This window comes from Streptomyces sp. NRRL S-244, from assembly GCF_000717915.1.
In the GTDB taxonomy this organism is placed as follows: domain Bacteria; phylum Actinomycetota; class Actinomycetes; order Streptomycetales; family Streptomycetaceae; genus Streptomyces.
Window position 1 is genome coordinate 21881 of sequence record NZ_JOCX01000030.1, and the last position, 25090, is coordinate 46970.

The window sequence follows — 25090 nt, forward strand, 5'->3', positions numbered from 1 at the left end:
CGGCCCTGGGGGCACCTCCCAGCGGCAGCTGGGGCAGAAAGGGGAGGTGGGCGCGTGATGGCCACCGCGACGCAGCCGCAGACGGGTGCGCCCGCGCCCGCGCGCGGCGGGGTGACGCCGAATCCGAAGTCGAGCCCGGGCCGCTTCGGCCCGTTCCGACTGCAACAACTCGTGCTGCTCCAGATCGCCGTGGCCGCCCTGCTGGTGGCCTGGGTCGTGGGGCCGATGCTGCTGGTGCCCGCCGGTGTCCTGGCGCTCGCCCTGGTGGTGCTCGCCGTCGTACGCCGCCACCAGCGCTCCCTGCCCGAGTGGCTCGGCAGCGCCCTCGAACTGCGCTCGCGGCGCCGCCGGGCCGCGTCGTTCACGGTGCCCGCGGGAACCGAGCCGGGGCTGGCCCCGCTCGTCGAGGCCGATCCGGCGCTGCGGACCCTCACGTTCAGCGACCGCGACCGGCGGCCCGTCGGGATGGTCGGCGACGGGACGTTTCTGACCGCCGTGGTCCAGGTGGACATGGACGCCACCGCGCTGCGGCCCGACCGCGCCGCGCGGCCGCTTCCGCTGGGGCTCGTACGGGACATCCTCGAAGTCGACGGCATCCGGCTGGAGTCGGCCCAGCTGGTGCAGCACACGCAGCCCGCGCCGGCCCCGCACCTGCCGGCCCAGTCGATGGCCACCCGCAACTACGCGCCGCTGCAAGCCGCCACGGGCACCCCGGCGGTGCGGCTGACCTGGATCGCGCTCAAGCTCGACCCGGAGCTGTGCCCCGAGGCGGTCACCGCGCGCGGCGGCGGGCTCGCGGGCGCGCAGCGCTGTGTGGTGCGGGCGGCCGACCAGTTGGCGAGCCGGCTGACCGGCGCCGGTTTCCGGGCGACCGTGCTCACCGAGCAGGAGCTGACGGCCGCGCTGGCCACGTCCTCGTGCGCGAACCCGATGGCGATCACGCAGGCGGGCCGCTCGGCGAGCACCGGCCGGCGGACGGAGGAGACGGCGCGGATCTGGCGCTGCGACGACCGGCGGCACACCACGTACTGGATAGCCCGCTGGCCGCAGCTCGGCGGCTCCGGGGCGGCGTCCCTGCCGCAGTTCGTGGCGCTGTTGACCTCGCTGCCGGCGCTGGCGACGAACTTCAGCCTGACGATGGCTCCGGCGGAGCGCCAGGGCGTGACGCTGACCGGCCACGTACGGGTCACGGGGCGCAGTGACGAGGAACTCGTGGCGGCCCGCCGGGAACTGGAACGGACGGCCCGCGGTGTGCGCACCGGGCTGGTCCGGCTCGACCGTGAACAGGTACCGGGGCTGCTGGCTTCGCTGCCGCTGGGAGGGGCGCGATGAGGGGCGGCTTCGGGCTGATCGGCCCGCGCCGGGAACGGCACGCGGTCCCGGCGGTGGACCTGGACGCGCTGGCGCTGCCCGTCGGGGACGACGGGGTCGTCATCGGCGTGGACGCCGAGGGGCGTCCGGCGGTGCTGGGCATCAACCGGCCGACGCCGTACGAGGTCACGCTGATCGGCGGCCTGTGGACGGCTCAGGTGCTCGCGCTGCGGGCGGCGGCCACCGGCGCGCGCGTGGCGGTGGAGACCGGGCGCGGGCAGGTGTGGTCCGGGCTGGCCCAGGCGGCGGGCGGCGGGCAGCAGTGCGTGACGCTGCACGAGGTCGGCCGGGTGCCGCCGCAGGGCGCGTCGGCGGGCAGCCCGGTGCTGGTGATCCGGGACTGCGGCATGCGGCCGCCGCGCGGACGCGTGGTGGCCGGGCCCTGGCAGTCGGTGCTGACCCTGCTGCCGTACCTGAGCCCGACGGCGCCGCGGCTGCTGCAGAACTCCTCGCTGGTGGGCGTCCAGCGGGTCTCCCCGGACGAGGCGGAACAGCTCGGCCGCCTGATGAGCCTGCCGCGGGCGGCCGTGGAGTCGCTGCCGACGCTGGGCGACGGGGTCACCCTGTGGTGCACGCCGCGGGACCGCCAGTTCGTGATGACCCAGGGCACGGAGGCCGAAACCGGCCTGTTGGGCCCGTCGCGCCGCATCGACTGAGCCCCGTCCTGCCCCCGCCGGCACCACCCGCCCCGGGCCCGGTGACGGTTGCTCAGGAGGCGGCCACCCTGTAGGCAGGACGGGAAGGACGGCGCCACCGGCGCGGGCCGCAGGGCCCGATCCCGCGGGCCGTCCAACGGGGGCGGACACCGGCGTCGGCGCGCACGATTAGGCTGAGCGTGGGCGCGGCGTCGAGGTGGGCGCCGGACCAGTGTTCGACAGACCAGGAGGACCAGTGAGCGGCGATCGGAACGAGAGGCGCGGCGGGACTTGGGACGTCCCGACGGACGATCAGTCCGACGCGGAGCCCGAGGTGACGGGCGAGTTCACCATCGACTACACCCCGCCGGCCTGGTACACGCAGGGCGCGGCTCCGGCCACTCCCGTACCGGGGCTCCCCGAGGGCAGCGGCTTCGAACCCCACCGCCCGACGGACGTGGCCTCGCCCCCGACGATGCGGATCGCCCCGCCGGTCCCGCGCACGCCGTCGGACGGCGCGGGCGTACCGTCGCCCTTCCCTGCCCCGGCGCCGGCCCCGGCGCCCGCCGACAACGCCGCCCCGCCCGCGCCGGTCCCGGCGCAGCCGAACGCGGCTCAGCCGGCCCCGGCCCCCTTCGGTACCCCGGCCGACACGCCCTCGGCGTTCCCGGCCCCGTCGGCTCCGGCCGACGCACCCCCGGCCCCGGCCCCGGCCCCGGCCCCGATGTTCCCGGTCCCGCCAGCACCGGCCGACGGCTCCGGCGCTCCCGCGGCCGAGGCACCCGTTCCGCCGGCCCCGGCTCCCCTCGCTCCCCCGGCCCTCCCGGCGCCGGTCGACGCGCCCGCGCTGCCGGCTCCGGTCCAGCTCCCGGCGCCGTTCGCCGCCGAGCCCTCGGACGCGCCGGGACCGTTCGTGAAGGCCTCCTTCGAGGCGCCCGCCCCCGTCCAGCGGCAGGACACCCCGCCCGACGGGACGCCCGTCCCGTTCGCGAGCGCCGAGCCCGCCGCTGCGGAGGACGAGCCCCGGGACGCCGTCCCCGCGCCGGAAGCCCTGACGCCCGTCAGCCCCGCGGACGCGGTTCACCCGCCCGTGGGAGCCCCCTTCGGGGGACCCGGAGGCGAACTCCCGGCCCTGCCGCCCGCGTTCCCCTCCACCCCGGCACCGCAGGACGGGTACGGTTTCCCGCCCGCCCCCGGCCCGGCCCCGACCGCGCCCCAGGACGGCTACGGATTCCCCCCGGCCCCCGGCCCCGCCGCGCACACGCCCATGCCCGCACCGCAGGACGGGTACGGGTTCCCCCCGAACCCCGGCCCCGCCGCGCACACGCCCGCGCCCGCGCCCGCGCCGCAGGACGGGTACGGGTTCCCCCCGGCTCCCGCACCGGCGCAGCCGATGCCGCAGCCCCAGCCGCCCGTCGACGCGGGCGACTACGCGTTCCCGCCCGCGCAGGCCGCGCCCGTACCGCCGCAGCAGCAACAGCAGCCGCACCAGCAGGCGCAGTACGACCCCCGTACCAGCGCCCAGTGGCCCTCCGGGCCCCAGCCCGGCCCGCAGCCGCACGACCCGCGCTACCAGCCCGGCCCGGGCACCGGCGGCGGTGCGCCCCTCGGCTACACCGCCGCCGTCGAGCTGTCCTCGGACCGCCTTCTGCGCGGCAAGCAGAAGCCCCGGCCCCAGCGCTCCGGGTTCCGGTTCGGCGGCAAGGCCGCCGAGGCCGAGCGCCTGCGCAAGCTGGAGCTGATCCGCACCCCGGTCATGTCCTGCTACCGCATCGCCGTCATCAGCCTCAAGGGCGGCGTCGGCAAGACCACGACCACGACGGCCCTCGGCGCCACCCTCGCCACCGAGCGCCAGGACAAGATCCTGGCCATCGACGCGAACCCCGACGCCGGCACCCTCGGCCGCCGGGTCCGCCGCGAGACCGGGGCCACGATCCGGGACCTGGTCCAGGCGATCCCGTACCTGAACTCGTACATGGACATCAGGCGGTTCACCTCCCAGGCCCCCTCCGGCCTGGAGATCATCGCCAACGACGTCGACCCGGCCGTCTCCACGACGTTCAACGACGAGGACTACCGCCGCGTCATCGACACGCTCGGCCGCCAGTACCCGATCATCCTCACCGACTCGGGCACCGGGCTCCTCTACTCCGCCATGCGCGGCGTCCTGGACCTGGCCGATCAGCTGATCATCATCTCGACCCCGTCGGTGGACGGCGCCAGCAGCGCGAGCACCACGCTCGACTGGCTCTCCGCGCACGGGTACGCCGATCTCGTCTCCCGCTCGATCACCGTCATCTCGGGGGTCCGCGAGACCGCCAAGATGATCAAGGTCGAGGACATCGTGCAGCACTTCGAGACCCGCTGCCGGGGCGTCGTCGTGGTGCCGTTCGACGAGCACCTCGCGGCCGGCGCCGAGGTCGACCTCGACATGCTGCGGCCCAAGACCCGGGAGGCGTACTTCAACCTCTCCGCGCTCGTGGCCGAGGACTTCCTCCGCGCGGCGCAGCAGGCCCCCCAGGGTCACTGGGGAGCGCCTCAGCAGCCGCAGCCCCAGCCCCAGCCGCACCAGCAGGCTCCGCAGCAGCAACCGCAGCCGCAGCCGCAGCCGCAGGGCCAGCCGTACGGCCAGCCCCAGGGCCCGTCCCCGTACCAGCAGCCTCCGCAGCCGTACGGCCAGCCCTATCCGCAGCCCGGCCAGCCCTGGCAGCCCCAGCAGCAGCCGCCCCAGCACCCGCAGCAGCCCCCGCGCGACCCGCGCCTCGGCTGACGACGGCGGCAAGGGAACGAGAAGGGCCCGTACCTCCCCCGGGGGAGGTACGGGCCCTTGCGTGTTCGGGGCGGCGGGCGCAGCCGCCCGCGACCGGCTCAGCGCTCCGCGTCGTACGCCTCGGTCAGCGTCCGCGCCCGCTTCACGTCGTCCGCGATCGCTTCGAGGAGGCCGTCCAGCGAGTCGAACTTCGCCATGCCGCGCACGTACGCGAGGAAGTCCACGGTGACGTGCAGGCCGTACAGGTCCAGGCCGACCCGGTCGATCGCGTACGCCTCCACCGTCCGCTCGGTGGCGTCGAACTGCAGGTTCGTGCCGACCGAGATCGCGGCCGGCATCCGCTCGCCGTTGGCCGTGAGCCAGCCCGCGTACACGCCGTCCGCCGGGATCGCGGTGTGCGGGGGCGTCTCGACGTTGGCGGTCGGGTAGCCGAGCTCGCGCCCGCGCTGGGCGCCCCGTACGACGACGCCCTCGACCCGGTGCGGACGGCCAAGGATCTCGGACGCGCCGTCCATGTCGCCCTCGGCGACCAGCCTGCGCGCCAGGGTGGAGGAGAAGGGCACGCCGCCGCCCGCCTCGCCGCGCTCGACCAGGTCCACGACCTCGACCTCGTAGTCGTAGGTGGCGCCCAGCTCGCGCAGGAAGTCGACGTTCCCGGCGGCCCGGTGGCCGAAGCGGAAGTTCGGACCCTCGATGACGGCGCGCGCGTGCAGCTTGTCGACGAGCACCTTCACGATGAAGTCGGCCGGGGAGAGCTGCGAGAACTCCGCCGTGAACGGCAGGATCAGCAGCGCGTCCACGCCCAGCCCGGCCATCAGTTCGGCACGGCGGTCGTAGGGGGCCAGGATCGGCGGGTGGCTGCCGGGGCGCACGACCTCGCTCGGGTGCGGGCTGAAGGTGACGACGACGGACGGGACGCCGAGCGCGCGGGCCTTGGCCACGGCCCGCCCGATGATCAGCTGGTGGCCCCGGTGCACACCGTCGTACGAGCCGATGGTGACGACGCTGCGTCCCCAGTCCTGGGGGATGTCCTCCAAGCCACGCCAGCGCTGCACTGTGACCGCTCCTCGCCCGAACCGTGTAGGCCCTTGTACTGGTTGCCGATTGCTGGTCTAAGACTGCCATGCCCGTGCCCGGGGCCCAGCATCGGCATCTGGCTGGGGCCCGTCTCCGTCATCTCGGGAAGGCGGCGCCCCGGCGGGGAGGGGCACGGGGTGCGAAAGCGCCCCCTTACGCTCCCTCCAGTCACTCCGAGCGCCTGCCCGGACGGGTGAATACGAGGGCCCTGGTGGATAGAGACCTACCCGAGGGGGGTCGTGGAGCGGTGAGCGGCAGGCGATGCGCGCTCACCGCTCCACGTCAAAGCGGATCAGCCGGTCCGCAGAGACCGGCGGACCGGCGGATCAGGCGAAGACCGCCAGCGACTTCGCCTTGCCGCCCTTGCTCTCCACGAGCCCGAGCAGTACCCCGTCCGGCCCGTAGACCGCGACCGTCTGCCCCGCGGGGTACGCGTCCGGCATGTCGATCCGCACGCCGTTGGCGAGCAGCGAGGCCCGCCGGGCGTCGAGGTCCCAGCGCGGGAAGGCCGCGGCCGCCGCCTCGCCGATCGGCATGACGGTCAGCTCCTCCTGGAGCTGGTCCAGGGTCCGCGCCCGGTCGATCTTGTACGGGCCCACCCGGGTGCGCCGCAGCGCGGTCAGGTGGCCGCCGACGCCGAGGTCGGCGCCGAGGTCACGGGCGAGCGCACGGATGTACGTACCGCTGGAGCAGACGACGGAGACGACGAGGTCGACGACCTTGGTGCCGTCCTCGGCCTCCCCGTCCCGCATGTCGTACACCTGGAACGACGAGATGGTCACCGGCCGGGCCGGGATCTCGAAGTCCTCGCCGTCCCGGGCGCGCTTGTAGGAGCGCACGCCCTTGATCTTGATGGCGCTGACCTTCGACGGGACCTGCATGATCTCGCCGGACAGCTTGGCGATGCCCTTGTCCACGGCCTCGCGCGTCACCGCGGAGGCGTCCGCCGAGGAGGTGATCTCACCCTCCGCGTCGTCCGTCAGGGTGTTCTGGCCGAGGCGGATCGTCCCGAGGTACTCCTTCTCGGTGAGCGCGAGGTGGCCGAGGAGCTTGGTGGCCTTCTCGACGCCCAGGACGAGGACGCCCGTCGCCATCGGGTCGAGCGTGCCTGCGTGGCCGACGCGGCGGGTCTTGGCGATCCCGCGCATCTTGGCGACCACGTCGTGCGAAGTGAAGCCGGACGGCTTGTCGACGATGACAAGGCCGTCCGGCGTCTTCCCTGCGTTGGTGCTCATTCCGCGGCTGCGTCCTCGTCGTCCTCGTCGCCCGGCTTCTTGTACGGGTCGGCGTCGCCGGCGTACTGGGCGCCGGAGGACACCTCGCGCACCTGGGCGTCGGAGGTCCGTGCCTTCTCGAGGAGGTCCTCGATGGTCTTGGCGTTCTCCGGGAGGGCGTCCGCGACGAAGGTCAGGGTGGGCGTGAACTTGGTGCCCGCCGCCCGGCCGACCGCGGAGCGCAGTACGCCCTTGGCGCTTTCGAGGCCCGCCGCCGCGCTGGCGCGGTCCTCGTCGTCACCGTAGACCGTGTAGAAGACCGTGGCCTCCCGCAGGTCGCCGGTGACCCGGGTGTCCGTGATGGTCACGTGCGTACCGAGGCGGGGGTCCTTGACACCACGCTGCAGCTTCTCGGCCACCACCTCCCGGATGAGGTCCGCCAGCTTCTTCGCCCGCGCATTGTCGGCCACTGGTCCGTCTCCTTCTTATGTCTTGCAGTCAGTCTTCATCACCGTGCAGCCGCCGTCTCACCGACAGCAGCTCCACTTCCGGACGTGCCGCGACCAGCCGCTCGCAGCGGTCCAGTACATCCGAGAGGAACCCCGTGTCCCCACTGACCAGAGCGACCCCGATACGGGCCCTGCGGTGCAGATCCTGGTCGCCCACTTCGGCCGCGCTCACGGAGAACTTGCGTTGGAGCTCGGCGACGATGGGCCGGACGACAGAGCGTTTCTCCTTCAGCGAGTGGACGTCGCCGAGGAGCAGATCGAAGGACAGAGTCCCCACGTACATTCAGTTCCGGATATCCCGCCGGTGCGGGTTCGGTGGCCTGCCGGCCGTCGCGCGGCAGGGTCACCAGAACCGTACACGCAACGGCCGGGGCCGATCGACGGATATTCCGCCGACCGGCCCCGGGCTTACGACACGGTGCGAACCGCCTCGCGCTTACGCGCGGGGCTTCTCGCGCATCTCGTACGTCGCGATGACGTCGTCGATCTTGATGTCGTTGAAGGAACCGAGGTTGATACCACCCTCGAAGCCCTCGCGGATCTCGGTGACGTCGTCCTTGAAGCGGCGCAGACCGGAGATGGTGAGGTTCTCGGCGATGACCTTGCCATCGCGCAGGAGCCGCGCCTTGGTGTTGCGCTTGACCTCGCCGGAGCGGATGAGAACACCCGCGATGTTGCCCAGCTTGGACGAGCGGAAGATCTCGCGGACCTCCGCCGTACCGAGCTCGACCTCTTCGTACTCCGGCTTGAGCAGACCCTTGAGGGCCGCCTCGATCTCCTCGATGGCCTGGTAGATCACCGAGTAGTAGCGGACGTCGACACCCTCGCGGTCCGCCATCTGCGCGGCACGGCCGGCCGCACGGACGTTGTAACCGATGACGATGGCGTCGGAGCCCATCGCCAGGGCGATGTCGGACTCGGTGACCGCACCCACACCGCGGTGCAGGACGCGGATGTCGACCTCTTCGCCGACGTCGAGCTGGAGCAGCGAGGACTCGAGGGCCTCGACCGCACCGGACGCGTCGCCCTTGATGATGAGGTTGAGTTCCTGGACCAGACCGGCCTTGAGGACCGAGTCGAGGTCTTCCAGGGACACCCGGCGGACGCGCTTGGCGAAGTTGGCGTTGCGCTCACGCGCAGCACGCTTCTCGGCGATCTGACGGGCGGTGCGGTCCTCGTCGACGACGAGGAAGTTGTCGCCGGCGCCGGGGACATTGGTGAGACCCAGGACCAGGACGGGGGTCGACGGACCCGCTTCCTCGACGTTGTTGCCCTTGTCGTCGAGCATGGCGCGCACGCGGCCGTAGGCGTCGCCCACGACCATCGTGTCGCCGACGCGGAGGGTACCGCGCTGGACGAGGACGGTGGCAACGGCACCGCGGCCGCGGTCGAGGTGGGACTCGATCGCAATACCCTGAGCGTCCTGCTCCGGGTTGGCGCGCAGGTCGAGCGAGGCGTCGGCGGTGAGGACGACGGCCTCCAGCAGGGAGTCGATGTGCAGACCCTGCTTGGCGGAGATGTCGACGAACATCGTGTCGCCGCCGTACTCCTCGGCGACCAGACCGAACTCGGTGAGCTGACCGCGCACCTTGACCGGGTCGGCACCCTCGACGTCGATCTTGTTGACCGCGACGACGATCGGGACGCCGGCGGCCTTGGCGTGGTTCAGCGCCTCGATCGTCTGCGGCATGACGCCGTCGTTGGCCGCGACCACGAGGATCGCGATGTCGGTCGACTTGGCACCACGGGCACGCATGGCGGTGAACGCCTCGTGACCCGGGGTGTCGATGAAGGTGATCTTGCGGTCTTCACCGTTGACGTTGGTACCCACCTGGTAGGCACCGATGTGCTGGGTGATGCCGCCGGCCTCGCCCGCGACGACGTTCGTCTTGCGGATGGCGTCGAGCAGTCGGGTCTTACCGTGGTCGACGTGACCCATGACGGTGACGACCGGGGGACGCGGCATGAGGTATTCCTCGCCGCCCTCGTCCTCGCCGAACTCGATGTCGAAGGTCTCGAGGAGCTCGCGGTCCTCCTCCTCCGGGCTGACGATCTGAACTTCGTAGTTCATCTCGCCCGCGAGGAGCTGGAGGGTCTCGTCGGAGACGGACTGCGTGGCAGTGACCATCTCGCCGAGGTTCATCATGACCGCGACCAGCGACGCCGGGTTGGCGTTGATCTTCTCCGCGAAGTCGGTGAGCGAAGCACCGCGCGACAGGCGAACGGTCTCGCCGTTGCCGCGGGGCAGCATCACGCCGCCGACCGACGGGGCCTGCATGGCCTCGTACTCCTGGCGCCTCTGACGCTTCGACTTGCGACCGCGACGGGCGGGCCCGCCGGGACGGCCGAAGGCACCCTGCGTGCCACCACGGGCACCGGGACCGCCGGGACGGCCACCGAAGCCGGGACGACCGCCGCCACCGGCGCCGGCCGGGCCGCCGCCGAAGCCGCCGCCACCCGGACGCGGGCCGCCGAAGCCGCCGCCGCCCGCGGGACGCGAGCCGGGACCGGCCGGACGGCCGGCGAAGCCGCCGCCACCGGGACGACCGGCGCCACCACCGGGACGCGGGCCACCGGCACCGGGACCACGGCCACCGGGGCCGCCGCCGGGACGGGGACCGGGACCACCGGCAGCGGGACGCTGCGGCATCATGCCCGGGTTCGGACGGTTACCGCCGGGAGCACCGCCCGGACGCGGGGCGCCGCCCTGCGGACGGGGCATGCCGCCCGGGGTCGGACGACCGGCACCGGGACCCTGGGGACGCGGAGCGCCACCGGGACCGCCCTGCGGGCGGGGAGCACCCTGGCCGCCGCCGGCGCCGGGGGCACCGGGACGGGGAGCGCCGGCCGGACGGGGCGCCTGCGGGCGCGCCATGCCGGTGGAGCCACCAGAGGTGAACGGGTTGTTGCCCGGACGGGGACCGGCCGGACGGGCGCCCTGCGGACGCGGGGCCTGGGAACCGGGACCGGAGGGACGCTGTCCCTGACCGGGGGCGGTGCCTGCCGGGCGCGGGGCGCCGGGACGGGCGCCGGCCTGGCCGCCCTGGGCCGCGGGACGCTGCTGCGCCGGACGCGGGCCGGGGGTCGCGCCGGGACCGGCGGGACGCTCGGTGCGCGCCGGGGCGGCCGGGGCCGCCGGAGGCGCGGAGAACTCGGTCGCCACGGGAGCCGCCGGAGCGGGCTTCGGGGCGGCCGGAGCCTTGGGACCGGGACGCGGGCCGGAAGCGGCCGGAGTCACCGGGGCGGACGCGCTGGGAGCCGGAGCCTCGGCGGCGGCCGGCTTGGGGGCCGGGGCGCCGGGCTTGGGGGCAGCGGGACGTGCAACGGCACCCGGGGTGGGAGCCCCGGGCTTGGCGGGCGCGGCCTTGCGGGGCGCGCCCGGCTTCGCAGCGGACTTGCCGGCGTTGCCGCCGGGCCCCTGCAGTGCGTCAGTCAACTTGCGTACAACCGGCGCCTCGATCGTCGAGGACGCCGAACGGACGAACTCACCGAGTTCCTGGAGCTTGGCCATGACGACCTTGCTCTCAACTCCGAACTCCTTGGCGAGTTCGTATACCCGGACCTTAGCCACTTCGCTCCTTTTAGGTCCGGGTTACGCCGGACCGTCGCTACTTCATGGGCGTACTCATCGCGTACTCATCGAGTGCTCATCGCAATCTCGACCTACTTCCAACTCGCGAGGTACCTGACCGCACGGGGTATCCGTGCCGTACTACTTCTTACGGTGTCGCCTCGGCCACGACGGCCACGGCTTTGCTCAGTCCGGTCGTGTCGAGTGCTCCCGGGGACCGAAGGGCCCGGGGGAACGCTCTGCGACGGACCGCCTTGTCCAGACAGACCACGGCAGGGTGCACATAGGCGCCCCGGCCGGGCAGCGTACCGCTTGGATCAGGGACGCATTCGTCCCCGATCGCCACGATGCGCAGCAGATCGCTCTTGGCCGCTCGCTCCCGACACCCCACACAGGTGCGTTCGGGGCATGCGCGGGCTTGCGTCCGGCCAGACACGCCTAAGTCTACCTCCCCGCACCGACCTCACCCCTTCGGGCGAAAAATCGAACGGATGTTGTCGAGATCTGCTGTCTTGATCCTGTCTACCGGCCGGACAGCTCCGACCGGTACCGGATTTATTCCCCGCCCCGGGCCCGGTCGGCGTCCGGGGACACCTCGGTGTCGGGGCGGATGTCGATGCGCCAGCCGGTGAGCCGCGCGGCGAGGCGGGCGTTCTGGCCCTCCTTGCCGATGGCCAGCGACAGCTGGTAGTCGGGCACGGTCACCCGGGCGGAGCGCGAGTCCCAGTCCACGACCTCGACCTTGCTCACCCGGGCGGGTGACAGCGCGTTCGCGACCATCTCCGCCGGGTCGTCCGACCAGTCGACGATGTCGATCTTCTCGCCGTGCAGCTCGGCCATGACGTTGCGCACGCGGGCACCCATCGGGCCGATGCAGGCGCCCTTGGGGTTGAGGCCCGAGCGGGTGGACCGGACGGCGATCTTGGTGCGGTGGCCGGCCTCGCGGGCGATCGCCGAGATCTCGACGCTGCCGTCCGCGATCTCCGGGACCTCCAGCGCGAAGAGCTTCTTCACCAGGTTGGGGTGGGTGCGCGACAGGGTCACGGACGGACCGCGGACACCCTTCGCCACCCGTACGACGTACGCCTTGATACGGAGGCCGTGCGTGTACTCCTCGCCGGGGACCTGCTCCTGCACCGGCAGGATGGCCTCCAGCTTGCCGATGTCGACGAGGACGTTCTTGGGGTCCTTGCCCTGCTGGACGACGCCGGTGATGACGTCGCCCTCACGGCCGGCGAACTCGCCGAAGGTCAGGTCGTCCTCGGCGTCGCGCAGACGCTGGAGGATCACCTGCTTGGCGGTCGTCGCGGCGATCCGGCCGAAGTCCGACGGGGTGTCGTCGAACTCCTTGGCCTCCTGCCCCTCCTCCAGGTCCCGCGGGTCCTCCGTCGCCCACACGACGACGTGGCCGTTGGTGCGGTCCAGCACAACGCGGGCGCGCCGGAAGCTGCCCTCGGTGCGGTGGTACGCGATGAGGAGGGCCGACTCGATCGCCTCGACGAGCAGGTCGAAGGAGATCTCCTTCTCCCGGACCAGACCCCGCAGGGCACTCATGTCGATGTCCACGGCTACGCCTCCTCTTCCTTCTTGTCCTTGCGGTTGAACTCGATCTCGACCCGCGCCTTGGCGATGTCGGTGAAAGCAATGCGGCGGGCGGTGGCCTTGCGGCCCTTCACGCCCGGAACCTCGAGGTCCATTCCCTCGTCGTCCACGTCGAGGATGCGGGCGATCAGTTCCCCGCCCTCGGCCAGCTGGAACTTCACGAGGCGGTCGATCGCCCGTACGTAGTGACGGTGCTCGGTCAGCGGGCGGTCGGCGCCCGGCGAGCTCACTTCGAGGACGTACTCGTCCTCGCCCATCACGTCGGATTCGTCGAGCTTGTCGGAGACCTCGCGGCTCAGCTCGGCACACGCGTCCAGTTCCACGCCCTCGTCGGAGTCCACGATGATGCGCAGCATCCGGCGCTTGCCGGCCTTGGACATCTCGATGTCTTCGAGGTCCAGGCCCTTGGCGGCGACGAGCGGCTCCAGCAATCCGCGCAGCCTGTCGCTCTGGGTGGTGCTCATCCGGGTGACTCCTCGGCCGCGTGTGCTGTTGTGGTTTACGTCGCGTGTCAGGTCAAAGGGTATCCGGTCGCGGAGGGTGTTGCCGTCCGCGGTGGGGGCGGGGCCCCGGGTACGGTGATCACACCCTGCCCCGCCACCACCTCCGAGGACGTCTCCGTGCCCTGGACCCTGCCTTCGCGGCCCTCTCGCAGGAGCCTGCTCGCCGGCGCCGCCGGTGCGGCCGGCGCCGCGCTGCTCACCGGGTGCTCCGACGGGGGCGGCTCGCCGGACACCGACACCGGCGTTCCACTCGAACGGCGGATGCGCGAGACGGCTGTTCGGGACAGCACACGGCTGCTGGAACGTTACGACGCCACCGCCGCCGCCCATCCGGCCCTGGCCGCGCGCCTCGCGCCGCTGCGCTCGGCGGTCGCCGCGCACGCGGGGGCGTTCGCCTCCGCGGACGCCCCGGCCGGGAAGACCCCGGGCTCCGCCCCGCCGTCCCCGTCGCCCTCGTCCGCCGCGGCCGGCGCCCCCGTGGCGAGCGCCGAGCCCGTGCCGCCGAAGCCCGAGGAGGCCCTGACCGCCCTCGCGGACGCCGAGCGGAGCCTCGCCGAGGCCCGGACCGTCACCCTCGCCGGGGCGCCCGGGGAGCTGGCCCGGCTGCTGGCCTCGGTGGCCGCCTGCGGCGCCGTACACGCGTATCTGCTGACCTCGCCCCAGGGAGACAAGCCGTGACCCCCGAACCCTCCTCCGCGAGCCGCGCCCTGGAGGCGGCGCAGGCCGCGCTCGCCGCCGAGCACGCGGCCGCCTACGGCTACGGGGTCATCGGCGCCCGGGCCGCCGCCGCGCGGTCGGCCGAGGCCCGCGAGGCGTACGGCGGCCACCTCTCCCGCCGGGACGCGCTCGCCCGGACGGTGCGCGAGATGGGCGGCTCGCCCCGGCCCGCGGAGGCGGCGTACGCCCTGCCCTTCGAGGTGCGCGCCCCGGCCGACGCCGAGCGGCTGGCCGCCGAGATCGAGGACCGGGTGGCGGGCGCGTACTCCGATCTGGTGCGGGCGGCGGACGGCCGGCTGCGCCGTGAGGCGGCCGACGCGCTGAGTGCCGCGGCCGTGCGCGCGGCACGCTGGCGCGGGGTCGGCGTAGCCTTCCCTGGGCTCACGGAACGTGGCGAACGAGCTCGGACCAGCTGAAAGGGATCACGCACGCATGGCTTTCGAACCGCCGCAGCGGCTTGTACGGGCGCTCGGCGAGACGCCGGATTCGGCGCAGAACGCGGACTGGCTGGGGCAGTTGCCCCGGCTCGCCGAGGAGGCGCTGGCACGGCGTGGGGTGCGGGCCCAGCGGGTGCAGGCCCCCGGCGGCCGGAGCAGTCTGGTCCTCCTCGTCCACTACGCCGACGGGACGCCGGCCGCGCTGAAGCTGGCTCCCCCGCAGGCCCGGCCCGACCGGGAGCTGGCCGCGCTGGCGCACTGGGGCGGTTTCGGCGCCGTACGGGTCCTCGACACCCGCCACCACGAGGAGGACGGGGCGCTGCTGCTGGAGCGGCTCCACCCGGAGGTGTCGCTGCGCTCGCTGCCGGAGGCGAAGGCCCTGCTGGAGGCGTGCGGGACGCTGCGCCGGCTGTGGGTGGCCCCGCCTGCCGGGCACCCCTTCGAGACGGTGGCGGAGCGCACCGCGCAGCAGGCGGAGGCCTTGCGCAAGGCCGCGCCGGAGGCCGGGGCGCTGGCCTCCGCCGCGCTCGCGGTCCGCGAGGAGCTGACGGCGCTGCCCGGGGAGGAGCTCCTGCTGCACGGGAACTTCCGGCAGGGCAAGGTACTGGCGGGCGAGCGGGCGCCGTGGCTGGCGGTGGGTCCCGATCCGCTGGTCGGGGACCGTGCGTACGACCTGGCGCGGCTGGTCCGGGACCGGCTGGAGGACCAGGTCGCCTCCTCGGCGGGGGCGGCGGGCGCCCGGCGCCGGGTGAACAAGCTGGCCGACTCCCTGGAGCTGGACCGGGACCGGCTGCGGGGCTGGACGCTGTTTCGCGCAGTGGAGTCCGGCAACCGGGCGCTGGCCGCGGGCCGGCGCCGAGAGGCGGAGCTGCTGCTGGAATTCGCGGCCTGGTTGTAGGGGTCTTTCGGACGAGGCCGGCCCGGAGTCCGAAAGACACCCCCTGGGCATACCGTAGATACGGGGTGCCTCGTGGATTGCGGTCGGCGCCTCGCAGGAGGCCGGTCATGCTCCAGGAACTGCTGACAGCGGGACTCGCGGCGGCCGCGGGAATCGCGGTGTACTCGGGTGTGGCCGCACGCGTGGTGCGGCAGTACGAGCGGGGCTTGGTCTTCCGCTTCGGCCGCCTGCGGCAAGGGGTCCGGGGGCCCGGCTTCACCATGATCCTCCCGTTCGTCGACCGCATGCGGAAGGTGAACATGCAGATCGTGACGCTGCCGGTGCCCGCGCAGGAGGGCATCACGCGGGACAACGTCACGGTGCGGGTGGACGCGGTCGTGTACTTCAAGGTCGTGGACCCGGCCAACGCGATCATCGAGGTCGAGGACTACCGCTTCGCGGTCTCGCAGATGGCGCAGACCTCGCTGCGCTCGATCATCGGCAAGTCGGACCTGGACGATCTGCTGTCCAACCGGGAGCAGCTGAACCAGGGGCTGGAGCTGATGATCGACAGCCCGGCGGTGGGCTGGGGCGTGCAGATCGACCGGGTCGAGATCAAGGACGTCTCGCTGCCGGAGACGATGAAGCGGTCGATGGCGCGGCAGGCGGAGGCGGACCGCGAGCGGCGGGCGCGCGTCATCAACGCGGATGCGGAGCTCCAGGCTTCGAAGAAGCTGGCCGAGGCGGCGGCGGTGATGTCGGAGCAGCCGGCGGCGCTGCAGTTGCGGCTGTTGCAGACGGTGGTGGCGGTGGCCGCCGAGAAGAACTCCACGCTGGTGCTCCCCTTCCCGGTGGAGCTCCTGCGCTTCCTGGAGCGCGCGGCCCCGGCGCCGGCGCCGGGCGGGGCGGAGCCGGCTCCGCAGGCCCCGCCCGCGGTCACCGCGCCGGAGCCCCCGCCCCCGGTCACCGCCCCGCCGCCCCCGCCCTCGATCGCCGGGCCGGACCCCGCCTCCGACGAACCGGAGGCGGGCTGACCGCCGCCGCGCGGGGTCCGGCACTCGGGAGCCGGGTCAGGTCGGGCCGTCAGGCCGTCAGGCCGTCAGGCCGTCAGGCGGGCGAGGGCTTCCGCCAGGGGGAGTTCCTCGCGGGTGCCCGTGGCGCGGTGCTGGAGTTCGACCACCCCGTCCGCCGAACGGCGGCCCGCCACCAGGATCCACGGGACGCCGATCAGCTCCGCGTCCGTGAGCTTCACGCCCGGGGACAGGCCCGGGCGGTCGTCGAGCAGGACCCGCAGCCCGGACCCCGCCAGGGCCTCGGCCGCCTGCTCCGCCAGCGCGAGCGGTACGGCCTTGCCCGCCGCCACCACGTGGACGTCCGCCGGGGCCACCGCCGCCGGCCAGGCCAGGCCCCGCTCGTCGGCGGTCTGTTCGGCCAGCGCGGCCACCGCCCGCGAGACGCCGATCCCGTACGAGCCCATCGTGACCCGCACCGGCTTGCCCTCCCGGCCGAGCACGTCCAGCCCGAAGGCGTCCGCGTACTTGCGGCCCAGCTGGAAGATGTGCCCGATCTCGATCGCCCGGTCCAGCCGGAGCCCGGCGCCGCAGCGCGGGCAGGGGTCGCCCGGCTCGACGACGACCACGTCGAGGTACTGGTCCACCTCGAAGTCGCGCCCGCAGACCACGTTCCGGGCGTGCGTGTCCACGCGGTTGGCCCCCGTCACCCACGAAGTGCCGGGCGCGACACGGGGGTCGGCGAGGTAGCGGACCTTGCCGAGGCCCTGCGGGCCGACGTAGCCGCGTACCAGGTCGGGGCGGTCGACGAAGTCCTCGGCGGTCACCAACTCCACGACCGCCGGGGCCAGGTGCTCCCCCAGCTTGCCGAGGTCCACCTCGCGGTCGCCGGGTACGCCCACGGCCGTGATCTCGCCGTCGACCTTCACCAGGAGGTTCTTCAGCGTCGCCGACGCGGGCACGCCGAGGTGCGCCGCGAGGGTCTCGATCGTCGGGGTGTCGGGGGTGTCGACCTCCTCGATCGCGGGGTGCTCGGCGTCCACCGGTGTCAGCGCGAAGGTCACGGCCTCGGTGTTCGCCGCGTAGTCGCAGGACGGGCAGTCCACGAAGGTGTCCTCGCCCGCCGCCGCGGGTGCCAGGAACTCCTCGGACGCCGAGCCGCCCATCGCGCCCGACACGGCGGACACGATGCGGTGGTCCAGGCCGAGGCGCTCGAAGATCCGCTGGTACGCGGCCCGGTGGAGGGCGTACGACTCGGCGAGACCCTCGTCGCTCACGTCGAAGGAGTACGAGTCCTTCATCTGGAACTCACGGCCCCGCAGCACGCCGGACCGCGGCCGGGCCTCGTCGCGGTACTTGGTCTGGATCTGGTAGAGCATGACCGGCAAGTCCTTGTAGGACGTGCACTGGTCCTTCACCACGAGGGTGAAGATCTCCTCGTGGGTGGGGCCGAGCAGGTAGTCCGCGCCCTTGCGGTCCTTGAGCCGGAAGAGCAGGTCCCCGTACTCCGACCAGCGCCCGCTGACCTCGTACGGCTCCTTCGGCAGCAGCGCCGGGAGCAGCACCTCCTGGGCCCCGATCCCGTCCATCTCCTCGCGGACGATGCGCGAGACGTTGTCGAGGACCTTCTTGCCGAGCGGCAGCCAGGTCCACACTCCGGCGGAGCTGCGGCGGACGTAGCCGGCGCGGACGAGGAGCCGGTGGCTGAGGGTCTCCGCGTCGGCCGGGTCCTCGCGGAGGGTCTTGGCCATGAGGCGGGACATGCGCTGCACGTGTTGCGATGACATGTCGGGAGGCTACCGGGGGCACCGGGCCCCCCGGAAACCGTTTCAGGGCCTGCGCAGCGGCAGCGGGGCCCCCATCACGGCGTACGGGAGGCTCGCGCTCGGGAAGTGCACCTGGCGGGCCAGGTCCGTGTAGCCGAGGGCCCGGTAGAGCCCGCGGGCCGGGCTCTCGGTGTCGATGGCGGAGAGGATGGAGCGGGGCTCCTCGGCGGCGTCGGTGAGCCGGGTGATGAGGGTGCGGCCGACGCCGCGGCCCTGGAAGCCCGGGTGGACGTGCAGCTCGGTGATCACGAAGGAGCCGTCGAGCCAGCCGTCGACCCCCTCGGCCCGCAGATACGGTTCGACGACGGAGGACCACCAGTACGCCCGGTCGTTCGGCATCCCGTACACGAACCCGGCGAGGACCCCGTCCTCGGTGAAGGCGCCGAGGGCGCGGGCTCCGCGGCAGGTCATGTGGCGCTGCACGATGTAGCGCCGGATGCCGACCTCCTCCTCGCTGAGCCCGAAGGCCACGGCCTGCACGCGCAGGGCCTCGTCCACGCGGTCGGCGAGGTCGAGGGGACCGATGCGGAGTCCGGCGGGCCGGTCGGGGCCGTCGCCCTCGGGGGTAGGCAGCATGCCGCGACCTTACTGGGCGCTCCCCGCCGGCGTCCCTACGGCCCCCGCCCCGCTTGCGGGGTGGCCGGGCCGTGCGAGCGGCGGCTTCAGAACAGCACGCTCATGAAGGCGCCCACCTCGCGGAAGCCGACGCGGCGGTACGCGGCGCGGGCCGCGGTGTTGAAGTCGTTCACGTAGAGGCTGACCACGGGAGCGATGTCGCGCAGCGCGAAGTCGACGACGGCGGCCATCCCGGTCTCGGAGTGCCCGCGGCCGCGGAACTCGGGGTCCACCCACACGCCCTGGATCTGGCAGGCGCGGGCGGTCGCCGCGCCGATCTCCGCCTTGAAGACGACCTTGCCGTCCTCGACGCGGGCGAAGGAGCGGCCGGTGCCGACCAGCTCGGCGACCCGGGCCTGGTAGAGCAGCCCGCCGTCGCCGGCCATCGGCGAGACGCCGACCTCCTCGGTGAACATGGCCACGCAGGCGGGCATGATCAGGTCCATCTCGTCCTTGCGGATCCGGCGCACGAGCGGATCGGGGCGCACGTCGGCGGACGACTGCTCGGTGACCATGAGCGGCTGGTGGGAGCGGACGTCGCGGGCGGGGCCCCAGCTGGGCTCCAGGAGCCGCCACAGCAGCCGGGTGGCCTCGGAGGGCCCGACGATGGAGGAGCAGCGGCGGCCGGTGCGGCGGGCCCGGTCGGCGAAGGCGCGGACGGCGTCGGGGTCGGCGCAGACGGGGACCAGGTTGGCGCCCGCGTAGCAGAGGGAGCGCAGCCGGCCGTCGGCGTAGTAGCCCCACATCTCGCCGCCCAGGCGCCACGGGTCGAGTCCGGCGACCTGGACCCGGGAGGTGACGAAGGCGTTCTCGACCGGCTCGCGCCCGAGGACTTCGAGGGCGGCGTCGAGATCACTGGGCTCAAGGACCCGGGTGGTGGTCTGCGTCAACACTGGGGCCTCACCATACAAGTCTGCTGATCTCCGCACTGTACCCGGCGTCACCGGAGGATGCCTGGTCCCACGGGTCACGAAAAAGCCCCGGCCCCGCCCGCGAGCTGCGGGAACGGGGCCGGGGCCGATGCGTGCGGGGTGCCGGGCGCGGGGCCGGGCGACCGGTGTGCTCAGACGCCGATGGCGACGGTGGGCTCGCCGGAGGTGATGCCGTCCTTCTCCATCTGCTCGGCGATCTTCATCGCCTCTTCGATGAGGGTCTCCACGATCTTCGACTCGGGGACGGTCTTGATGACCTCGCCCTTCACGAAGATCTGGCCCTTGCCGTTGCCGGAGGCGACGCCGAGGTCGGCCTCGCGGGCCTCGCCCGGGCCGTTCACGACGCAGCCCATGACCGCGACGCGCAGCGGGACCTCCATGCCCGTGAGGCCCGCCGTGACCTCCTCGGCCAGCTTGTAGACGTCCACCTGGGCGCGGCCGCAGGAGGGGCAGGAGACGATCTCCAGGCGGCGCGGCTTGAGGTTCAGGGACTCCAGGATCTGGATGCCGACCTTGATCTCCTCCACCGGCGGGGCCGAGAGGGAGACGCGGATGGTGTCGCCGATGCCCTCGGAGAGCAGCGCGCCGAAGGCGACGGCGGACTTGATGGTGCCCTGGAAGGCCGGGCCGGCCTCGGTGACGCCGAGGTGCAGCGGGTACTCGCACTGGGCGGCGAGCTGGCGGTAGGCGTTGACCATGACGACCGGGTCGTTGTGCTTGACCGAGATCTTGATGTCGCTGAAGCCGTGCTCCTCGAAGAGGGAGGCCTCCCACAGCGCGGACTCGACGAGCGCCTCGGGGGTGGCCTTGCCGTACTTCTTCAGCAGGCGTGCGTCGAGGGAGCCGGCGTTGACGCCGATCCGGATCGGGGTGCCCGCGTCCTTGGCGGCCCGCGCGATCTCCTTGACCTTGTCGTCGAACTGCTTGATGTTGCCCGGGTTCACGCGGACGGCGGCGCAGCCGGCGTCGATCGCGGCGAACACGTACTTGGGCTGGAAGTGGATGTCGGCGATGACCGGGATCTGCGACTTCTTCGCGATGACGGCGAGGGCGTCGGCGTCGTCCTGCGTCGGGCAGGCCACGCGCACGATGTCGCAGCCGGAGGCGGTCAGCTCTGCGATCTGCTGGAGCGTGGCGCCGATGTCGGAGGTCCTGGTGGTCGTCATCGACTGCACCGAGATCTGTGAGTCGCCGCCGACGGCCACCGAGCCGACCTGGATCTTGCGGCTGACCCTGCGGTCGGCAAGCTTCGTCGGCACGGCCGGCATTCCGAGAGAGATGGCAGTCATCTGCTGTGCAACCCCAAGGTGTGGATCAAGGTCCCGAGATCGGCGGGCTCCAGGCTTCGAGATTACGCCAATCAAAGGGCCGCCCACGCATCCGAGGGGCTGGAACACCCGAACGTAGGGAGCCGGGCACGATGCGTGCCCGGCTCCCCCACGGCTTCCGTGCGCCTCACGCACGTGCGGACGTACTAGGTGATCTTGATCGGGTTCACCACGTCGGCGACGAGCACGAGCAGCGTGAAGCAGACGAACACGCCTGCCACCACGTACGCCGCGGGCATCAGCTTCGCCACGTCGAACGGGCCGGGGTCGGGGCGCCGGAACACGCGCGCCACGGTGCGCCGGACCGACTCCCACAGGGCGCCGGCGATGTGCCCGCCGTCCAGCGGGAGCAGCGGGAGCATGTTGAACAGGAACAGCGAGAGGTTGAAGAACCCGACGAGCTGGAGGAAGAACACCAGCCGCTGCTCGGCCGGGATGTCGAGGGTGGCGATCTCGCCGCTGATCCGGGCCGCGCCGACGATGCCCATCGGGGAGTCGGGCTCGCGCTCGGCCCCGCTGAAGGCCGCGTTCCACAGCGCCGGGACCTTGGCGGGCAGCTTGAGCAGCCCCTGGACGCTGTTGTCGACGACCTCGCCCATGTGGTCCACGGACTGGCCGAAGGACAGCGGGGCGATCTCGCTCTTCGGGCTGAAGCCGAGCCAGCCGGCCGTCACGTACTCGCCCTTGACGTACCCGCCGTGGCCGTCCGTCTTGGCGACCTTGTTCTCGATCAGCTTGACGGGGAGGGTCTGCTGCTGCCCGTCGCGCACGACCGTGACGGTGGCGGGTCCGACGGTGTCGCGGATCTGCTTCTGCAGGACGGCCCAGTCGGCCACCTTGCGGCCGTTGAACGCCACGATCCGGTCGCCCGCCTGCAACCCGGCGGCCTTGGCCGGGGCGACCGGGTCGCCGGCCTTGCAGATCTCGCGCTTCTCGCTCTGCTGGATGACGCACGGGGAGACGGTCGCGACCTGCGTGGTCGTCTGGTTGATGCCGAAGCTCATCCAGACGCCGAAGAAGATCGCCAGCGCCAGCACCAGGTTCATGAACGGGCCGGCGAACATCACGATCACGCGCTTCCACGGCCTGCGCGTGTAGAACAACCGCGTCTCGTCGCCGGGCTGGAGCTCCTCGTACGCCGCCGAGCGCGCGTCCTCGATCATCGAGCGGAACGGCGAGGTCGACCGGGCGGTCACCTTGCCGTCCTCGCCGGGCGGGAACATCCCGATCATGCGGATGTAGCCGCCCATCGGGATGGCCTTGATCCCGTACTCGGTCTCGCCCTTGTTCCGCGACCAGATGGTCGGGCCGAAACCGACCATGTACTGGGGCACGCGGATGCCGAAGAGCTTGGCCGTGGACAGGTGGCCGAGCTCGTGCCACGCGATGGAGACGAGCAGCCCGAATACGAAGATGAGTATTCCGAGCACCGTCATGAGTGCTGTCATGCGCGCGCCTCCACGGCGGCCCGCGCCGCCATCTCCTGTGCCCGGGCCCTGGCCCAGGTCTCCGCTTCGAGGACGTCCGCGACGGTCAGGGAAGTTCCCGCGTCCGGCGTCCCGTGCTCATCGACCACGGCAGAGACCGTATCCATGATTGCTGTGAACGGCAGCCGACCGGCCAGGAACGCCTCCACGCACTCCTCGTTCGCCGCATTGAACACGGCGGGGGCGGTGGAGCCGACCGTGCCCACGTGCCGGGCCAGGCCGACCGAGGGGAAGGCCTCGGTGTCGAGGGGGAAGAACTCCCAGGTCGACGCCTTGGTCCAGTCGAAAGCGGGGGCCGCGTCCGGGACGCGCTCGGGCCAGCCGAGTCCGATCGCGATGGGCCCGCGCATGTCCGGCGGGGTGGCCTGGGCGAGCGTGGAGCCGTCGGAGAACTCCACCATCGAGTGGACGTAGGACTGCGGATGGACCACGACCTCGATGCGGTCGAAGGGGATGTCGTAGAGCAGGTGCGCCTCGATGACCTCCAGCCCCTTGTTGACCAGGGTCGCCGAGTTGATGGTGATCACCGGGCCCATGGCCCAGGTGGGGTGCGCGAGGGCGTCCTCGACGGTGACCGAGGCCAGCTCGGCGCGGGTACGGCCGCGGAAGGGCCCGCCGGAGGCGGTGACCACCAGCTTGCGCACATCGGCCCGGGTGCCGGCGGCGAGGGCCTGGAACAGGGCCGCGTGCTCGGAGTCGACCGGGATGATCTGGCCGGGCTTCGCGAGGGCCTTGACCAGAGGGCCGCCGACGATCAGCGACTCCTTGTTGGCCAGGGCCAGGGTCCGGCCGGCCCGCAGCGCGGCGAGCGTGGGCGCGAGGCCGATGGAGCCGGTGATCCCGTTGAGGACGGTGTGGCACTCGGAAGCGGCGAGCTCGGTCGCCGCGTCGGGCCCGGCCAGGATCTCGGGCAGCGGCTCCGAAGCGCCGTACTGGGCGTTCAGGGCCTCCTTCAGGGCCGGTACGACGTCTTCGCGGGCGACGGCCACGGTGTTCACGCGCAGCCGGCGGGCCTGCTCGGCCAGCAGCCCGACGCGCCCGCCGGCGGCGGACAGCGCGGTCACCCGGAACCGGTCCGGGTTGCGCAGGGCGAGGTCGATGGCCTGGGTCCCGATGGACCCGGTGGATCCGAGGATGACGATGTCCCGCCGGCCGGCCGCGGGGTCGAAGAGGAGGTGCGGATCGGCGAGGGGGGCTGGGCGGTCGCTCATGCCCCCATTGTTGCCGCAACTCAGGGGCGCGTGGACACGGAGTCCCCGTCGGTGACCCGCAGCAGCAGGTGCGGGAGCGTTCCGGCGAAGTCGGGGAGGGTACGGGCCACCCGCCACCAGGCGTCCGGGTCCTCGCCGAGGGCCAGGGCGAACAGCCGGTCCGCCTCGGCGCGGGCGGCGAGCACCGCCTCGGGGCGGTCGTGCCGGTCGGGGTGGTCCACGTCACCGAGCCAGTGGTCCTCGTCCAGGGCCCAGCAGGCGGGGAGTTTGTGGCGGACCACGTCGGCGCCGGTGAGCAGGGACCGGTCCAGGCAGTCCCGTACCCAGCGGATGTCCTCCTGGACGGTCTCCATGGGGACGGCGAGGCTGGCCAGGGCCAGTTCCCGCTCCACTCCCCCGGTCACCGGCTCGGCGGCCGTCGGGGCCAGGTGGCGTACGGCCCGCGCGAGGGCCCCGTCGTGCTCCGGGCGGGCGGCCGGGGCAGTCGGGGCGGCCGGGTCGGCCGGGCCCTGCGGCCCGGGCAGGCTTCCCGCGACCACGGCGGCCACCAGGTCCGGCAGCGGCCCGGCGAAGCCGGGGGCGTGCCGCAGCAGTTCGGACCAGAGCCGGGGGTCGTCCCCCAGCCGGTTCAGCGCCCGGGTGACGGCCGTGCGCATCCCGGCCTGCTCGGGCAGGGTCCAGCGCAGGCCCGGGCCGGGCGGGAGATGGCCGAGGAGCAGCGTGTGGCGGGCGGGGGCCACGCAGGCGACGAGCTCCTCGTGGGTGAGCCGGCCCATCCGCACGGCGCGGACGGCGGGCCGGTGCCAGGAGCGCCCGTCCCGGACGGCGGCGGGGGTGGCGAGCAGCGCGCGGACGGTGTCGTCGGGCAGTTCCGCGACGAGCAGCAGCGCCTCGACGGCGCCGGCCGGCAGCGGCTGCCGCTCGTGCTCGGCGGCCGCCTCGCGCGGGTCGAGTACGTACGGCAGCCGCAGGACGTCGAGGGCGACGCGGGGCCTGCGTATGCCGTGCCGGCGCAGCAGGCCGATCAGCTCCCCGGTGGTGAGGGCGCCGTCGGCGGGGTCCCGGCCGAGCTCGGCCCGCAGTACGGGCAGCAGCTCGGGCGGGGTGCGGCGGCGGGCGTACCGGGCGGGGCCGGGCAGCCCCGGCAGGGGCCGCCCGACGACGCGGGGGTTGCGGGCGATGAAGTGGCGGTCCGCCTCGCTGCCGTGGCGCAGGAGCAGGGTGACGGCCGAGGCGGGGAGCCACTCGTCGCGGCACAGGTACTTGCGGGTCGGCCAGTCGAGCCGGCCGAGGAGGTCGAGGGCGATGTGGTCCGGTGCGTGGCGCAGGACGTGCGCCACGCACCATGCCAGCCGCCGGCTGTTGCGGTCTTCCACGGCCGTCGACATCGCTGCCCGC

22 protein-coding genes are annotated in these 25090 nt (G+C 73.1%); 7 read left to right on the forward strand and 15 right to left on the reverse strand.

Translation table 11 applies throughout. The annotated features are described in order from the left end of the window. Positions 1–57: 57 nt before the first annotated feature. The 3 genes from eccE to IF02_RS35735 all read left to right on the forward strand — a co-directional run bounded on the left by eccE (position 58) and on the right by IF02_RS35735 (position 4776). Positions 58–1332 (forward strand): type VII secretion protein EccE, encoded by a 1275-nt coding sequence (gene eccE, locus IF02_RS0127235; protein WP_030161453.1) that lies wholly within the window; start codon positions 58–60, stop codon positions 1330–1332. Continuing rightward, positions 1329–2027 carry a hypothetical protein gene (locus IF02_RS0127240; protein WP_030161456.1) on the forward strand — a complete coding sequence of 233 codons (699 nt, stop codon included), beginning with the start codon at positions 1329–1331 and terminating at the stop codon, positions 2025–2027. The genes eccE and IF02_RS0127240 overlap by 4 nt, the downstream gene beginning before the upstream one ends. 235 nt (positions 2028–2262) lie before the next feature. Beyond that, on the forward strand, positions 2263–4776 hold the full coding sequence (locus tag IF02_RS35735) for an SCO5717 family growth-regulating ATPase (protein WP_037837223.1): 2514 nt from the start codon (positions 2263–2265) through the stop codon (positions 4774–4776). A gap of 98 nt (positions 4777–4874) precedes the next feature. On the opposite strand, the gene IF02_RS0127250 is transcribed toward IF02_RS35735, so the two are convergent. The 8 genes from IF02_RS0127250 to rimP form a co-directional block, all read right to left on the reverse strand. Beyond that, the gene (locus IF02_RS0127250; RefSeq protein ID WP_030161461.1) at positions 4875–5831 is read right to left on the reverse strand and encodes a bifunctional riboflavin kinase/FAD synthetase; all 957 of its coding nucleotides are present in this window, start codon (positions 5829–5831) and stop codon (positions 4875–4877) included. A gap of 348 nt (positions 5832–6179) precedes the next feature. Continuing rightward, positions 6180–7088 (reverse strand): tRNA pseudouridine(55) synthase TruB, encoded by a 909-nt coding sequence (gene truB, locus IF02_RS0127255; protein WP_030161463.1) that lies wholly within the window; start codon positions 7086–7088, stop codon positions 6180–6182. Continuing rightward, positions 7085–7537, reverse strand: a complete 453-nt coding sequence (rbfA, locus tag IF02_RS0127260; RefSeq protein ID WP_030161465.1) for a 30S ribosome-binding factor RbfA — start codon at positions 7535–7537, stop codon at positions 7085–7087. Before rbfA ends, truB begins: the two co-directional genes overlap by 4 nt. Before the next feature lie 28 nt (positions 7538–7565). Next, positions 7566–7859, reverse strand: coding sequence for a DUF503 domain-containing protein (locus IF02_RS0127265; protein ID WP_030161467.1), 294 nt, complete (start codon positions 7857–7859; stop codon positions 7566–7568). Positions 7860–8012: 153 nt separating this feature from the next. Next, a complete protein-coding gene (infB, locus tag IF02_RS34085) occupies positions 8013–11147 on the reverse strand; it encodes a translation initiation factor IF-2 (RefSeq protein ID WP_078622364.1) in 3135 nt (1044 codons plus the stop codon). A 148-nt stretch (positions 11148–11295) separates the two neighbouring features. Continuing rightward, the gene (locus tag IF02_RS34090; protein ID WP_078622365.1) at positions 11296–11583 is read right to left on the reverse strand and encodes a YlxR family protein; all 288 of its coding nucleotides are present in this window, start codon (positions 11581–11583) and stop codon (positions 11296–11298) included. A 119-nt stretch (positions 11584–11702) separates the two neighbouring features. Beyond that, complete coding sequence (nusA, locus tag IF02_RS0127280) at positions 11703–12713, reverse strand: transcription termination factor NusA (RefSeq protein WP_030161474.1); 1011 nt, start codon at positions 12711–12713, stop codon at positions 11703–11705. A 2-nt stretch (positions 12714–12715) separates the two neighbouring features. Further along, positions 12716–13213 (reverse strand): ribosome maturation factor RimP, encoded by a 498-nt coding sequence (gene rimP, locus IF02_RS0127285; RefSeq protein WP_030161476.1) that lies wholly within the window; start codon positions 13211–13213, stop codon positions 12716–12718. Between the two features lie 156 nt (positions 13214–13369). Between rimP and IF02_RS0127290 the strand changes: the two genes are divergently transcribed. From IF02_RS0127290 to IF02_RS0127305, 4 genes are all read left to right on the forward strand, one after another. Next, complete coding sequence (locus IF02_RS0127290) at positions 13370–13930, forward strand: hypothetical protein (protein ID WP_030161478.1); 561 nt, start codon at positions 13370–13372, stop codon at positions 13928–13930. Continuing rightward, complete coding sequence (locus IF02_RS0127295; RefSeq protein ID WP_030161480.1) at positions 13927–14385, forward strand: ferritin-like domain-containing protein; 459 nt, start codon at positions 13927–13929, stop codon at positions 14383–14385. The genes IF02_RS0127290 and IF02_RS0127295 overlap by 4 nt, the downstream gene beginning before the upstream one ends. Positions 14386–14401: 16 nt before the next feature. Beyond that, positions 14402–15304 carry an aminoglycoside phosphotransferase family protein gene (locus IF02_RS0127300; protein ID WP_030161482.1) on the forward strand — a complete coding sequence of 301 codons (903 nt, stop codon included), beginning with the start codon at positions 14402–14404 and terminating at the stop codon, positions 15302–15304. Between the two features lie 107 nt (positions 15305–15411). After that, positions 15412–16317, forward strand: coding sequence for a slipin family protein (locus tag IF02_RS0127305; protein WP_030161484.1), 906 nt, complete (start codon positions 15412–15414; stop codon positions 16315–16317). A 65-nt stretch (positions 16318–16382) separates the two neighbouring features. Here IF02_RS0127305 and IF02_RS0127310 read toward each other — a convergent pair whose 3' ends face one another. From IF02_RS0127310 to IF02_RS36005, 7 genes are all read right to left on the reverse strand, one after another. After that, entirely contained in the window at positions 16383–18080 is a 1698-nt protein-coding gene (locus tag IF02_RS0127310) for a proline--tRNA ligase (RefSeq protein ID WP_030161487.1), read from the reverse strand. 42 nt (positions 18081–18122) lie between these two features. Next, entirely contained in the window at positions 18123–18695 is a 573-nt protein-coding gene (locus IF02_RS0127315) for a GNAT family N-acetyltransferase (protein WP_030161489.1), read from the reverse strand. Positions 18696–18781: 86 nt separating this feature from the next. Then, the gene (locus IF02_RS0127320) at positions 18782–19627 is read right to left on the reverse strand and encodes a GNAT family N-acetyltransferase (RefSeq protein ID WP_030161491.1); all 846 of its coding nucleotides are present in this window, start codon (positions 19625–19627) and stop codon (positions 18782–18784) included. A gap of 170 nt (positions 19628–19797) precedes the next feature. Further along, positions 19798–20955, reverse strand: coding sequence for a flavodoxin-dependent (E)-4-hydroxy-3-methylbut-2-enyl-diphosphate synthase (ispG, locus tag IF02_RS0127325; RefSeq protein ID WP_037837231.1), 1158 nt, complete (start codon positions 20953–20955; stop codon positions 19798–19800). Between the two features lie 185 nt (positions 20956–21140). Then, a complete protein-coding gene (locus IF02_RS0127330) occupies positions 21141–22442 on the reverse strand; it encodes a M50 family metallopeptidase (RefSeq protein ID WP_030161493.1) in 1302 nt (433 codons plus the stop codon). Further along, complete coding sequence (gene dxr / locus IF02_RS0127335) at positions 22439–23692, reverse strand: 1-deoxy-D-xylulose-5-phosphate reductoisomerase (protein ID WP_030161494.1); 1254 nt, start codon at positions 23690–23692, stop codon at positions 22439–22441. The genes IF02_RS0127330 and dxr overlap by 4 nt, the downstream gene beginning before the upstream one ends. A gap of 20 nt (positions 23693–23712) precedes the next feature. Continuing rightward, positions 23713–25080: a hypothetical protein gene (locus IF02_RS36005; protein WP_030161495.1), complete on the reverse strand. Its 1368-nt coding sequence runs from the start codon at positions 25078–25080 to the stop codon at positions 23713–23715. Positions 25081–25090 lie beyond the last annotated feature (10 nt).